The organism is Limosilactobacillus mucosae, from assembly GCF_013423865.1.
In the GTDB taxonomy this organism is placed as follows: domain Bacteria; phylum Bacillota; class Bacilli; order Lactobacillales; family Lactobacillaceae; genus Limosilactobacillus; species Limosilactobacillus mucosae.
On sequence record NZ_CP058954.1, the window covers coordinates 1,956,638 to 1,970,140 of the forward strand.

The window sequence follows — 13,503 nt, forward strand, 5'->3', positions numbered from 1 at the left end:
TTTCATTTCCACCATTATTTAAGCGTTTGCATAGGCGTTACTGCAGCACCGAATCTTAAAACTCGGTCAAGATTTCAATCTTACGGGCTGAATGCCTGATCAATCCTTGACGCTCAAGAACCTTAAGCTTGCGCGAAATCGTTTCTGGCGTTGTACCAAGATAGGTCGCCAGGTCTTTTAGCTTCATTGACAGCATAAACTCGCTTGAATGTTTTGCCTGCATCTGTTCTTTCAAATAATCCTTAAGCCGTTCTTCAACCGAATCCATCCCCAACAGATGATTTTGCATCGCCAGCTGCCGATTCCTTTTTAAAGTCAGCTGCAGCAGCCGCATGGCAATCGAAGGGTACTGGTTCAGTAACTTAGCAAAGTCTTCATAGGATATTGTACAGATCTCAGAAGTTTGCTCTGCCTGGGCAAAGGTATCGGTATTCTCAATTCCAAACAGCCAGGCCTCGCCGTCGTGTTCACCGGCTGCCAGCATTCTTTGCATCTGTTCCTGTCCAGATGGCGAAAGTTGATAGATCTTGACCGCGCCGCTTTCTACAATAATCATTTTCCCTGCTTGAGCCGGCGTTAAAATCTGGTCACCACGACTAAACCGATGATGACGCACCAGACTTTCGACTTTCTGCTGATCAGATAAAGCCAGCTGATTAAACAACGGTACGGTCGCAACACAAAGATGCTGTTGATGATGATGAATGTGATTTGTCATAATTGTCGCCCCTTAAAGTTGGTATCCCAAGTATAAACGAAGCTGATTCGACAAAAAATTGATTTAGATCAATAAACATTCTTTGCACTGATATCGACCTAAAAAATCGCAAAACAAAAGCCGCCCGATTCAAATGAATCGAGCGGCTTTCATATTAAGGTTTTAGTCGAGCGAAGTTAAATTACTTCAGACCCTTCCAAGTCCAGTCTTCAACTTCTGGCAGGTCCTTACCTTCAGTACGGATGTAGTGGTTGTGCTTGTCAACCATGTTGTCCATTTCGTTTACGAAGGCAGCAGCCTTTTGTTCGTAGCCAGGTACGCTCAGGATAGCGTCCTTAGCCAGGTGGAACCGGTCAAGTTCGTTCAGCACACGCATGTCAAATGGCGTCGTGATGTCACCATTTTCTTGGTAGCTGTGGATGTGAACGTTGTGGTTGTGACGGTCAAAGAACAGGCTTTGGATCATGTCACGGAAACCGTGCCATGCGAAGATAACTGGCTTGTCAGCCGTGAAGTAACGGTCGAATTCTTCGTCAGTCAGACCTTCAGCGTTCTTGTCAGGCGTCATCAGCTTCATGATTTCAACAACGTTGATGTAACGAATCTTCAGTTCTGGGAAGTTGTCGTGCAGAATGTCGATAGCTGCCAGAGCTTCTTCAGTTGGTTCCGTACCAGCAGATACGAAGACAACATCTGGTTCTGCGCCTTGGTCAGTAGATGCCCAGTCAACGTAGCCCAGACCGTGGTTAACGATGTTAGTAGCTTCGTCGATGGAGAACCATTGCAGACGTGGGTGCTTGGACGTAACGAAGACGTTGATGCATTCGCGGTCGTTGAAGGCCTTGTCGGATACGGCCAGCAGTTCGTTAGTGTCGGCTGGCAGGTATTCCTTAACCAGGTCAGCACGTTCCTTTTCGTACAGGTGAGTCAACAGACCTGGATCTTGGTGAGTGTAACCGTTGTGGTCTTGTTGGAATACCGTAGAAGTGTCAACAAAGTTCAATGCTGGGTAGTCATGACGCCAGTATTGTTCCTTAGCCTTACGCATCCACTTCAGGTGTTGAGTCAGCATGGAGTCAACGACACGACCGAATGATTCGTAAGTAGCGAAGAAACCGTGACGACCAGTCAGCGTGTAACCTTCCAGCCAACCTTCTGCTTGGTGTTCGGAAAGTTGTGAGTCGATCATCCGACCTTGACGTGCCAAGTCTTCATCGTTTGGTTCGTGAATGTCTTCCATCCATTGACGCTTGTCGTTGTCCAGAACAGCGTACAGACGGTTGGACTTGGATTCGTCAGGACCAAAGCCGCGGAAGTTGTCTGGGTTCAGCTTGAACATTTCGTCCAGGTACTTGCCCCATTCGATCATGTCTTGCTTCTTAACAACACCATGGCCTTGTACGTCAACAGCGTACTTGCGGTAGTCTGGCATAACCAGTGGCTTAGGATCCAAACCACCGTTAGTGATTGGGTTCATAGCCATCCGCTTGTTGCCTTCTGGCGTGTTAGCCGTAACCTTGGCAACTGGAGCACCGTTTTCGTCGAACAGTTCTTCTGGCTTGTAGGACTTCAGCCAGTTGATCAGCATGTCCTTGTGTTCCATGTCGTCTTGTGCGACTGGAATTGGAATTTGGTGAGCACGGAATGAGTTTTCGATTGGATTGCCATCCAAGTCCTTCTTAGGACCAGTCCAACCCTTAGGTGCGCGCAGGATTACCATTGGCCATTGTGGCATAGAGTCGTCACCAGTTTCACGAGCGTGCTTTTGGATAGCCAGGATGTCTTCAATAGCAGCATCCATCGTCTTAGCCATTTCTTCGTGAACTTCCATGGTGTCCTTGTAGCCATCAAAGCCTTCGCCGTTGTAAGCGGAAACGAAGTATGGCTTCCAGCCCATACCTTCGAAGTACTTAGTAAGTTCTTCATCGCTCATCCGAGCCAGGATCGTTGGGTTGGAGATCTTGAAACCGTTGATTTGCAGGATAGGCAGAACGGCACCATCCTTGATTGGGTTGATGAACTTGTCAGAGAACCAGGAAGCAGCCAGAGGACCAGTTTCGGCTTCACCGTCACCGATTTCAACAGCTGCGATTTGGTCTGGGTTGTCCAGAATTGCACCTACACCGTGGGACAGGGAGTAACCCAGTTCCCCACCTTCGTGCAGTGAACCTGGCGTTTCAGGAGCAGCGTGTGAAGCAGTACCACCTGGGAAGGAGAAGTGCTTGAACAGCTTAGCCATACCAGCTTCGTCTTGGGTGATTTCTGGGTAGATTTCCGTGTAGGAACCGTCCAGGTAAGAGTTGTTGACCATAACTTGGCCACCGTGACCTGAACCTTCAATGTAGAACATGTTTACATTGTACTTCTTGATAACACGGTTCAAGTGTGCATAAATGAAGTTTTGAGGAACAATCGTACCCCAGTGACCAATTGGCTTTGGCTTAACGTCGGAAGGCTTCAGTTCGCGACGCAGCAGTGGGTTGTGCATCAGGAACAGCGTACCAACAGAAAGGTAGTTGGCTGCCCGCCAGTAAGCGTCAACAGTTTCCAAGTATTCCTTGGAATCGTAATTTACTGCCATCGATATTACACTCCTTAAATAAAATAACTACGTTCTGACTATAACGTCTCGTAAACCTCAATCAATTTACGCTATCTATGATATAGGATTTTTTCTAAAAGTCAACCTTTTTGAAAATTGATACGGTCCAATTATCAAAAATCCATTTCAGCCTTTATTATAAAAGGCTTTACCAAAGCTGCTCCGATTGATTGAACACCCAAATTTTAGCAGAATTTCTGCGAAAAAGGCGTGTTTTTCACTCTAAATTTTTGCTAAGAAACCAAAAAAGCCCGCCTCAAATCGGGCCGGCTTTTAAACGTTCAAATCAAAACGTTCAATGATCTTATTTAACACGCCGTTCTCATCATTGCTGCCGCAGCGGAATTTGGCGGCCGCAATGGCTTCAGGAGCACTTTGCGCCATGGCATAGCTCTCGCCGGCTAATTTCAGCATGGTGGCATCGTTTTGTCCATCCCCAAACGCCATCAGCTGACTGGGCTGCCAACCACGAGCTGCCAAAAGCCGCTTCAAGCCGGTTGCCTTATCCATCCCAGGAATGATCAAGTCCATGTTGCCATAGCCGCTTGATACGGGATGAACGATCTTGCCAAACCGCTTGATGACCTCATCCATCCAAAATCTGGTTTCTTTTGGTGGCACATCCATCATAAACTTAACTACCGGATCATCAATATCAGCCAATGAATTGATTTGCTGCATGTGGATATAATGCGGCTGAACGCGTTTTACAAATAATGGGTCTTCATCGGCAAATGCAAAGGCATGATGCCGTCCCGAAATAATCAAATGGCCGCCTGGGATAGAGCGGAAAAACGCAACCAGCGTCTCAACCTGTTCTTTAGTAAACTGACCACAGTAGATCTCTTGACCACGATCAATCAGCTCAACCCCGTTTTCAGCAACGAAAGCCATGCCATCTGCTTCTTTGGGAAAGCGTTTTTCAACCAGCTGATAGATTGGATTGCCGCTGGCGACGACAAATTCAACGTCTTTTGCCTGCAGCTTAGCATAGACTTTTTCAAACAGTGGTCGATCAAACGTGCTTTGTGAATTTAAAAAAGTACCGTCCATATCAACGGCAATTGCCTTAATCAAATTGATCCCCCTAATCCTGGTTTAGATTAACAAACGTATTGTATTTCATGTATTGATAATGCACGCGCATGTTTGAGACTTCAAATGGCGTTCCATCATCCAGGAAAAAAACACCTTCCATAATACCGACTGGCTCGGTAGGTTTCAGATGCAGCTCTTTTTGGTCCTCATCATTGGAAGGCGAAACCGAAATCGTCATAAATGAGCGCGTAACGGTTTTATTCTGTGATTCTTCCAAATAGTTGAAGATCGATCCTTCGACAATGGCTGGCGAAAGCGTCGGCATGATTTTAATTGGAATATAACCCGTTTCAATCATGAACGGCTGATCGTCAATCAAGCGCAGCCGTTTGATTTGATAGACAAAATCATTGTCGTTTAAAAAAAGATCCTGTTGAATTTCTTGGCTGGCCGGCACGACTTGATAGTTCAAAAGCTTGATGCCCTGTTTCTTGCCATCAAGCTTGAAACTGTCGGTAATCCCTAGATTACTGCCCTCATAGCGAAACATCGCTTGATTTTTTAAATAGAGCGGGTTGATAAAGGTCCCCGAACCACGTTTCTTAAAAATGATGCCCTGCTGCGCCAAGATTCCCAATGCCCGCTTGATGGAACTGCGGCTGACCCCGTAGTCGCTGCTAAGGCTGCGTTCATCGGGAAGCTTCATATTCGCATAGTCGCCATTGAGTATCTTATGTTTTATATCGCGCATTACTGAGCGGTATACTAAGTCTGCCATGTAATTACCCCTCGGTCGGTCCATCGACCCCTGTCTTAACTTGTAGTATCTAAATCAGTTCATAGTATATCAAATCTCATGATAATTGGTTACCATTTTTACGTTAATTGGTCCGTCCCAGATTTGACAAAAACTTGAAATTTAATACCCAATCTTTAATTGGACACCTAATCATCGCCTTATCAATTCTGGCAACTCATGTCATAATGGGCTTGCGGTTTTTGATTAATTACCTGGCTGATATTTCAATTTATTTAAGGAGACCCTTTATGAGTAAGAAAAAACAACGCATTAAAAAAACTCAAGTCGAACAGATTCTTGATAAGCACCACATCCCCTATCAGCAAATAGTCTTTCCAACATTTGAAGATGGCGATGTCCGGTCATTGCAAGTTGATCACCTGGGCATCGATGAGCATCTGATCTATAAGACGCTGGTACTGGAAGGGCCAACCACCGGACCATTAGTCGGCGTAGTGCCAATTGACAGCCACCTTGATGAAAAGGCCTTAGCGCGGGTTTCCGGCAACAAAAAAGTCGACATGGTGCCGCTGAAAAATCTGCTTAAGACGACCGGCTACGTTCACGGCGCCAATACCCCCGTTGGCATCTGGGAAAAGCATAAGTACCCGATCTTTATCGATAATGATGCCAAAGCCAGCGAGCAGATATACGTCTCATCTGGTCAGATTGGTCGTTCTGTCGCCGTCAATGCCGAAGCACTGGCTGAATTGGTTCATGCCCAGTTTGCCGACCTGCAGCAGCATTAAAAGATCATGAACGGCTATTTTAAAGTCTTAGGCGCGCTGGGACTCTTTTTGGTAATGATCCCAGTACTCTTAGGGACATTAACCGTTATGATCAGTCGCCGCAACAAGGCCCTGTCTGTTGTCATCGGCGGCTTTTATGCTCAGATCCTTCTTGGCGGCATTGGCGTTGTCATTCATGAGCTGAGTCATCTGCTGACGGCATTGTTTTTCGGCCATCAGATCGTCAGTTTTCGGCTGCTGCATGTGCCTGATCCGCATAATCCAGCTGACAACGCTCTTGGCTATGTCAATCACGCCTGGAACGAGCGCAGTTTTTATCAGCGTGTTGGCAATGTCTTTATCGGGATTGCTCCAGTTGTTGGCTGTACGCTGGCAATCATTGGTCTGACCCAATGGCTGGTTCCTGGAATCTTTACGCTTTGGCATGCCCTGATTACTCAGACTGAGGCGCCGCAGATTCATCTGGCGGCTGGCCGCACGATTCTATGGCTGATTTTGATCGGCAACATTGCCATTGGCGGTTTTGATCTTAGCAGTGCCGATCTGGAAAACTCCGCCACTGGTCTGATGACTTTGCTTATTGCCTTTTTGGCAGCGGCATTGATTCTTCGTCAGTTTACGACGGGACCAGTCGTTGCCCAGACTTTGCGAGCCTGGCTGGCTCCTTTTTATTGGTCATTGGCATTTGCCCTGTTGATCAATCTGCTGATGCTGGGAATTTTGAGTCTGCTGAGCCGTTTGGGATAATTGACCTGCTATTCAGATACGCTTAGAATTGTTTTTATAATGCAATTAGGAATCTTTGTAGAAAAAAGAAGGTCTAAAGAATGAAGAAAAATCTGTCTGCCTGCACCACGGTTTTGGTCGGTAAAAATGCTACCATTGATGGCTCAACCATGGCTGCCCGTAACGATGATACGTTTGGTCCCCTGACTCCACAGCGCTTCGTTACCTACCCGGCATACCATAATCAGCCCAACCAGGTTAAGGCCTACCTTAACAAATGCGTGGTTGATCGTCCTGCCAACGGCTATCGCTACCAAGGAACGCCCAACGTCAACTACAAAACGGAAGGCGTCTTTGATGAAAGCGGCTTTAACGAAAAGAACGTTGGCATGAGCGCCACGGAAAGCACCTATTCTAATGAACGGGTGCTGGCCTTTGATCCTTTGGTTGAAGATACCGGCATCAACGAAGATCTGATCGTTGCTGCTACTCTGCCGTTTATCAACAGCGCGCGCGAAGGGGTTCAGTACCTGGGACAATTGATCAAAAAATACGGCTCTGCAGAAGGCAATGGCGTAATCTTCAGTGACAAAAACGATGTCTGGTATATGGAAATCATTACTGGTCATCACTGGGTTGCCCAGCGAATTCCTGATGACTGCTACGCGGTAACCGGCAACCGCATCGCCATTCAAGAAGTTGATTTCAATGATCCTGATAACTTTATGTGGGATGACACGATTCGCGAGTTCGTGGCAGAACATCATCTGAATCCGGATCGCGATGGCTGGAACTTCCGCCACATTTTTGGTACGGCGACCGTTTTTGACCAGCACTACAACACGCCTCGGCAATGGTATGGTCACAAGGTTCTGAGCCCAGACGTTGAGATGGATCCCCTGGACTTTGACCTGCCATTTGTTATGAAAGCCGACCACAAGATTACTCTGGAAGACGTTGAAGAAGTTTTGAGCAGTCACTACCAAAACACGCCTTACGATCCGCTGGGCCACGGTACGGATGAAGAAAAGCACATGTTCCGGCCAATTTCTTTGAATCGAACCCAAAACTCGCACATTCTGCAGGTTCGCCCTGATCTGCCAGAAGCGGCCTCAACGATCATGTGGATGAGCTTTGGGATTCCAACGTTCACGCCATACGTTCCATTCTTTGGCAATGCCGCGGATGTCGATGCCAGCTACAAGAACACGCCTAAAGAGCTCAACATGAATCTGAAGAGCGCCTACTGGATGTACCGGGCACTTTCTATGATCGTTGAAAGCCATCATGCAGAGTTTTTGCAGGCTGATCTTGACTACCTCAAAGACGCCCGCCAATACTTCTACAAGTGGATCGATGAAACTGCCCCACTTGCTGAAGGAATGGACAACAATGAAGCTAGTGACGTTTTAAGCGAGAAGACGCATGAAATGGTTGCTGAAATGGCTAAACGCACCAAAGAGCTGATGAGCCAGCTGATCATGCACGGTCTGGAACTTTCAAAACTGACCTTCATTATGGATAAGAACCTCTAACATTACTAAACCCCCGCATTTCAGCCGAGATGCGGGGGTTTTGACTGTTTTTGATCAAGCCGTTGCCTGCTGTTTTTTCGATTTTGGCAATGCTGCTAAAAGCAGAGTCACCAATGGATTAAGCAGCGGGTAGAGCGTAAAGGCAACGTAGCCGTAGTCATGCAGGCTTAAGGTTCCAGCAATGAAGATGCCACTGACGCTCCAGGGTACCAGTGGATTGATGTCGGCCCCGCCAGCTACTAATGAGCGCGTCAGCATGTTTTGGGAAAGCTGCTGTTCTTCGTAAGCTGATTTGAAAGCCGTGCCTGGCAGAATTTCAGAAAGGTATTCCTCGCCAATCATCACGTTGACGGCGACCCCACTGACGATCGTTGCCAAAACCAGCTTAAATGGCGTATTGACCAGTTTCTGCAAGGCAATCAGCAATTGATCGACGACTCCGTACTTCATCAAAAGCCCGCCCATCGACAAGGCACAAAGGATCAGCGCAATCGAGTTCAGCATATGAGTAATGCCGCCACCAGACATCAACGAGTCAAGTAGCTTACTCCCATGCATCTGAAAGCCATTCATCAACAAACTGCTGATCTGAGCAAACGAGAGCGATGGCGTCCAGATCTTGGTCAAGACCAGGGCCGTAAACGAGCCAGCCAATAAAGTAGGAATTGCCGGCACCTGTCTTAACGACATAACCAAAAGTACCAGAATCGGCAGCAGCGACCAAGCGCCAACATGAAAACTGGATTTGAGCGCGCTGCTGATAACGTCAACACGTGAAAGGTCCGCATTGATATTTTTAAAGCCGATTACCGCGTAGATCACGGCAGCCGCAATTGCTGCGGGGATCGCGGATTTAGCGGTGTTTTTCAAATGTTCCGGAACGCGATTACCGATCAGACTCGTGGTTAGATTGGAAGTATCGGACAGCGGTGATAGATTATTGCCCAAAAAGCCGCCCGCGACGATGGCCCCAGCCGTCATTGCATCGCTAAAGCCTAGAACGTGGCCAATTCCCATAAAGGCCAGGCCCAGCGTTGAAATCGTCGTAAATGCATTACCCACGATGATGCCAACGATGCCGCAAGCCAAAAAGACAGTAGGGATAAAAAATTTGACCGAAACCAAATCAAAGCCAATAACCATGATCGTCGCAATCGTTCCTGAGGCCAGCCAGGTACTGATCAACAGCCCAATCATCATAAAGATCATCATCGGAATAATTCCTGGTTTGATCCCTTCAGCAATCCCATCGATAACCTGCTCCCAGGTAAAGCCGCGCAACCTGCCGTAAAATAAAAGCAGCGTAAAGACGCAGAGAATCGGAATCTGCGGGCTCATTTTGTATTTGATGATTAAAGTTCCCAAAATCAAAAACATAACGACGATTACGCCGAAACTTTCTGTCATTTTCAAATGCCGCTGTTCCATTGACCATTCATCCTTTCCAAAATAAAAACCGCCACGCTGCTCCGTGACGGCAAATTTGATGAATCATCAATCGCCACGGGACGGCCCGCGGCGGCATCATGTCAAGCTTCCGCGGATACAAGCTGTTGCGTGCCTGCATCCATAACGAACACAACCACTATCATTTACAGATAGCGTTGATAAGACGTTGACTTAGCAAATGCTTGAACCATGATTTCATCTCCGTTTTCCAAGTTATTGGCATCATTATAAAACCATTAAATTAGAAATTCAATATAAAATTAGACTTTTTTAATTTTAGTAATGGTGCTTTGGCTTGGCAAAACAATCAGCTCGTGTATTCCACGCTGATTGCCCTATAATAATTAAGATAATCTGTTTTAGAGGATGGCGATTAAAAAATGAAAATACTGCTTGGACTAAAGGGCAGCAGCCAACGCGCTCAGATCGACGACCGGCTGCAGCATCATCCCGACGTCTATGAATTCTACACCGACGCAAGCGACTTCACGCCCAATGGCTATCAGCACTTATATGAAGCCGTTCAATACGTGCAGAGCCGTGGCGTCAGCAGGATCGTTCTGCACCATCCAATGAAGTTTGGCGCTACCCACGCTGAGATCGTAGCCCCTGAAAAACAGTTTCCTGAACTGTATCGTTTTGTTGAAGAAACCACAATGCAGCTGATCGATTTGGCTAAGGATCTTGACGTTCAATGTCTGATTCACGGCGCCTATGCTCAGGAAACCACCAAATACATCGACTGCTACCCTAATCTGACGGCCGCCCAGCAAGCTGCATTTGATCGCCTGGATCGTTTTGCCAAAGCTGGCGGCAGTCACATCATGTTTGAAAACTCCATCGCGCCGGTATTTGCCTATGGCGATCCAGCAATGGAAGACGAGATTTTAAGTCATCATTATCGGCTGGCCTTTGATACCTCGCATTGCTTCATCTGGCTGCACGGCAATAATCAAGGCCTGCAAAAATCGCTGCGGCATTTAAAGGACCAGATCGTTCATTATCATTTGGTCGATTCAATGGGGCAAACCCATGACAGTCTGCCACTGGGAACCGGCAAGATTGACTGGCGCGGTGTCTTGCCATGCTTGAATCCTGATGCTACCAGCATTTACGAGATCAATCTCTCCAACCAGGAAGACTGCCAAGAACAGCTGCAGAGTCATGCTTATCTAACCAGACTGGCTCAAGCACTTGATTAGCCCTTCTTGACGTCGCGCGGCTGTTGAGTTTCCTGCATGGTCTTTAGCAGCTCGGCAGCCTGCATCCGGTTGAACAGCGTTTCCACAACGTAATTGATCAGCTGGTCATTCACCGGGTCAAGCTGATTGTCGACCGCTGCTGATTCATTATGCAGCCGGGCATTCATCAAGTCGACGAAGCGATCATAGGCCTGCTGCGGATAATTATTGATCGTAACCTGTTTGATGCCCTCATGAATTGAAGGAATCGAAAAGCTGCCCTTAAGCATGGCAATCATAATCACCGCGGCCAGCTGGTAGCGCGAGTACTTCTTTTTTACTGGCGCCATGATGATGCCTTTTTTAACATAGTTGTTGATCATCGACTTGGTAATCGGCGCGATGCCCATTCCCATAGCGCGATCATTAACCAAGGCAACAACCTGGTCGACATAAAGATCCAAGTCTGGCAGCTCATCCCAGTGTGGCAGCTGAATCTTGCCCAGGTTAGCCTGCCAGCGTTCAAAACTCGTCATTTTGGTTCCTCCATTTCGAGTAATTAGATAGTCTTTGAAACCAGTATACAGCATTACTACATTTGATTGGTCGTTAAAGCATTCATAATTTAGTCTTCGATGCCCACAGATTGATTGCGGTATTGATCAGTCGTCAATGCCATCTTCAATACATTGGCAGCCTGAGCTAAACCAACTGTCTGTCCCGTTAGCGGCTGGCCCTCGCCAATAATCTTTAAGGCTGTTTCGCGTGGAACAATTGGCAGCGCCCGCACGATCACATATGGAAACTCCAGCTCGTCAATCATCTTAATCGCATATTGATGAGCCAATACCATATCCAAAGCCGATTTGCCATACCATTTCTGCAGCTGTTCATCAGTGGCATCATCGGCTGTGCCGGCAATTGAGAGCATTACGATCTTTGCTGGCGTTACGTTACTGTCATCAATCAGGTCAACCAGGTCATAGACATCCTGGTCAACCGGATCGTCAGGCTTAGGCAGCCAGCACAAGACGTCTTGGCTTTGCAGCTTAAAATGAAAACTTGGCTCTACCACAGCATCCGGCAGCAATGACAGCAGGCGCTCGCGCAAACCATCATTACGCCGCCCAATCAATACGATTCGATTCATAATCTCACCTCATTTTACTAGTAGGTCATCAGTTCGTCTGCTACCGTGGCATCCTCAATCCGAACGTCAGCAATCGTGCTTTGCTCCAGCAGCGGCAGAATTGCTTGAATATTGCCCGCGTATAAAAAACGGGTTTCTTGCGGCGCTTCTTCCAGAATTCTGGCTCCCAGCTTCTGGGCCGTCTCAATCGGAAATCCAGTGCCGAAAACCGTGACTACGCAGTCAACGCCGCTTTGGGGATGCAAATGGCGTGTCGAGGTCAAATAGCCGCGGCTGAAATAATAAATGTCATCAGCGCAGCTCATCATGGTCGTCATATTGCTGCTGGTCATCAAGATCAATGCATCAGTCTTTTGAGCATAACTGCGCAACAGCTGCCAAACTGCCTTTGCTTCCCGCGGTGTCAAGCCATCCGTTGCGTGGTCAAGCAAAAGAACAGACGGCTGTTTGACCAGCAGCAGAATTATGCTCAGCTCAATTTTTTGGTTTCGATTGAGGTCTCTGATTACAAGCTGCCAATCCAGATCAAACTGGCTTAGAATCTGACGGGCCTGTTCATCATCAATTGAATTGGCACTGCCTTTTTGCGCTTGACGAATCGCACGCTGAATCGTCCAACGATCCTTAAATCTAAGATCATCCAGCATCACCAGCGACTTTTCTGGATGGCGAAAAGTCTTTAAAGGCTGGTCGTTGATCTGAATCATACCACTGGTTGGCTGACCATGTTTGCGCAGCAATGAAAACAGCGTCTCACCAAACAGCGGATCATCACTGCAAAAAGCTACTACGTTAGGCGACTGCAGCGTCAGGTCGATATTTGACAACCGACTGCCATTATCGGCTTCAATCGTCAAATTATGCGTGACTATTTCGACCATGGAAAATCATCCTTTCTAAGTCGTTTGCTTTTATTATAACGTGGTTGCGGCACCAAACCATTTTTAAACTAAAAAGACAGTGTCAACTGCTCTAAAAATCGGCTAAAATATAAGTTATCGACTATTAATTAATAAGAAAGAGGAAATCAAACGACATGAACATCCTTTTTATCTCTATCGAGGGCAACACCCGCTCATTTCTGACCCGCTTGCAGGCATACGCCCAACAGCAGCACAGTTTCAACCCACAGTTGCCCACCATCAATCTAAAGGAAATCACCGATCAAACACTGCCGGCAGCCGAAAGCGAACCATTTTTTGCTTTCGTGCCAACTTATCTGGACGGTGGCAATGGCTTTGACTCTGGCGTTAAAGAACTGATGACCAATGCTTTGGGTGAATACATCGCAGAAAACGATAATGCCAAAAAGTGCTTAGGCGTGGTTGGCAGCGGCAATCGCAATTTCAACGAACAGTACTGTCTGACAGCCCGCAAGTATGCCTATGAATTCAAGGTACCATTCTTGGCTGACTACGAGCTGCGTGGTACTAGTCAGGATGTTGAGCAGATCTACGCTATTCTGACCAAGCGCTGGCAACAGGTCAACGCCTAATCAACAATATTTTCGGCATGGCAGTCTTTAGCCATGCTTTTTTTAATTCTTAATATTTCAC

General features: G+C 47.1%; 13 protein-coding genes. 5 read left to right on the top strand and 8 right to left on the bottom strand.

Annotation, left to right across the window (positions count from 1 at the left end; all coding sequences use genetic code 11):
- Positions 1–55: 55 nt before the first annotated feature.
- The 4 genes from H0G69_RS09710 to H0G69_RS09725 all read right to left on the bottom strand — a co-directional run bounded on the left by H0G69_RS09710 (position 56) and on the right by H0G69_RS09725 (position 5,136).
- Positions 56–718, bottom strand: a complete 663-nt coding sequence (locus tag H0G69_RS09710) for a Crp/Fnr family transcriptional regulator (RefSeq protein WP_056968711.1) — start codon at positions 716–718, stop codon at positions 56–58.
- A 181-nt stretch (positions 719–899) separates the two neighbouring features.
- A complete protein-coding gene (locus H0G69_RS09715) occupies positions 900–3,299 on the bottom strand; it encodes a phosphoketolase family protein (protein WP_034541162.1) in 2,400 nt (799 codons plus the stop codon).
- 294 nt (positions 3,300–3,593) lie between these two features.
- Positions 3,594–4,397 carry a Cof-type HAD-IIB family hydrolase gene (locus H0G69_RS09720; protein WP_180304815.1) on the bottom strand — a complete coding sequence of 268 codons (804 nt, stop codon included), beginning with the start codon at positions 4,395–4,397 and terminating at the stop codon, positions 3,594–3,596.
- A gap of 10 nt (positions 4,398–4,407) precedes the next feature.
- Positions 4,408–5,136, bottom strand: coding sequence for a GntR family transcriptional regulator (locus tag H0G69_RS09725; RefSeq protein ID WP_033934983.1), 729 nt, complete (start codon positions 5,134–5,136; stop codon positions 4,408–4,410).
- Positions 5,137–5,405: 269 nt separating this feature from the next.
- Between H0G69_RS09725 and ybaK the strand changes: the two genes are divergently transcribed.
- The 3 genes from ybaK (at position 5,406) to H0G69_RS09740 (ending at position 8,167) form a co-directional block, all read left to right on the top strand.
- A complete protein-coding gene (gene ybaK / locus H0G69_RS09730) occupies positions 5,406–5,906 on the top strand; it encodes a Cys-tRNA(Pro) deacylase (RefSeq protein WP_006500799.1) in 501 nt (166 codons plus the stop codon).
- Between the two features lie 6 nt (positions 5,907–5,912).
- On the top strand, positions 5,913–6,653 hold the full coding sequence (locus H0G69_RS09735; RefSeq protein ID WP_180304816.1) for a hypothetical protein: 741 nt from the start codon (positions 5,913–5,915) through the stop codon (positions 6,651–6,653).
- An 80-nt stretch (positions 6,654–6,733) separates the two neighbouring features.
- Entirely contained in the window at positions 6,734–8,167 is a 1,434-nt protein-coding gene (locus H0G69_RS09740) for a C69 family dipeptidase (RefSeq protein WP_034541160.1), read from the top strand.
- Positions 8,168–8,221: 54 nt separating this feature from the next.
- On the opposite strand, the gene H0G69_RS09745 is transcribed toward H0G69_RS09740, so the two are convergent.
- Complete coding sequence (locus H0G69_RS09745; RefSeq protein WP_034541159.1) at positions 8,222–9,595, bottom strand: Na+/H+ antiporter NhaC family protein; 1,374 nt, start codon at positions 9,593–9,595, stop codon at positions 8,222–8,224.
- Between the two features lie 401 nt (positions 9,596–9,996).
- On the opposite strand from H0G69_RS09745, the gene H0G69_RS09750 reads away from it, so the two are divergent.
- The gene (locus H0G69_RS09750; protein WP_180304817.1) at positions 9,997–10,818 is read left to right on the top strand and encodes a sugar phosphate isomerase/epimerase family protein; all 822 of its coding nucleotides are present in this window, start codon (positions 9,997–9,999) and stop codon (positions 10,816–10,818) included.
- Here the strand turns inward: H0G69_RS09750 and H0G69_RS09755 are convergent.
- From H0G69_RS09755 to H0G69_RS09765, 3 genes are all read right to left on the bottom strand, one after another.
- Positions 10,815–11,333: a DUF1836 domain-containing protein gene (locus H0G69_RS09755; protein WP_006500804.1), complete on the bottom strand. Its 519-nt coding sequence runs from the start codon at positions 11,331–11,333 to the stop codon at positions 10,815–10,817. The genes H0G69_RS09750 and H0G69_RS09755 overlap by 4 nt on opposite strands.
- Positions 11,334–11,422: 89 nt before the next feature.
- Positions 11,423–11,947: a saccharopine dehydrogenase related protein gene (locus H0G69_RS09760; RefSeq protein ID WP_180304818.1), complete on the bottom strand. Its 525-nt coding sequence runs from the start codon at positions 11,945–11,947 to the stop codon at positions 11,423–11,425.
- Positions 11,948–11,964: 17 nt separating this feature from the next.
- Positions 11,965–12,828 carry an ATP-binding cassette domain-containing protein gene (locus tag H0G69_RS09765; protein ID WP_180304819.1) on the bottom strand — a complete coding sequence of 288 codons (864 nt, stop codon included), beginning with the start codon at positions 12,826–12,828 and terminating at the stop codon, positions 11,965–11,967.
- Between the two features lie 155 nt (positions 12,829–12,983).
- Between H0G69_RS09765 and nrdI the strand changes: the two genes are divergently transcribed.
- Complete coding sequence (gene nrdI / locus H0G69_RS09770; protein WP_033934976.1) at positions 12,984–13,442, top strand: class Ib ribonucleoside-diphosphate reductase assembly flavoprotein NrdI; 459 nt, start codon at positions 12,984–12,986, stop codon at positions 13,440–13,442.
- The last annotated feature ends 61 nt before the right edge of the window (positions 13,443–13,503 follow it).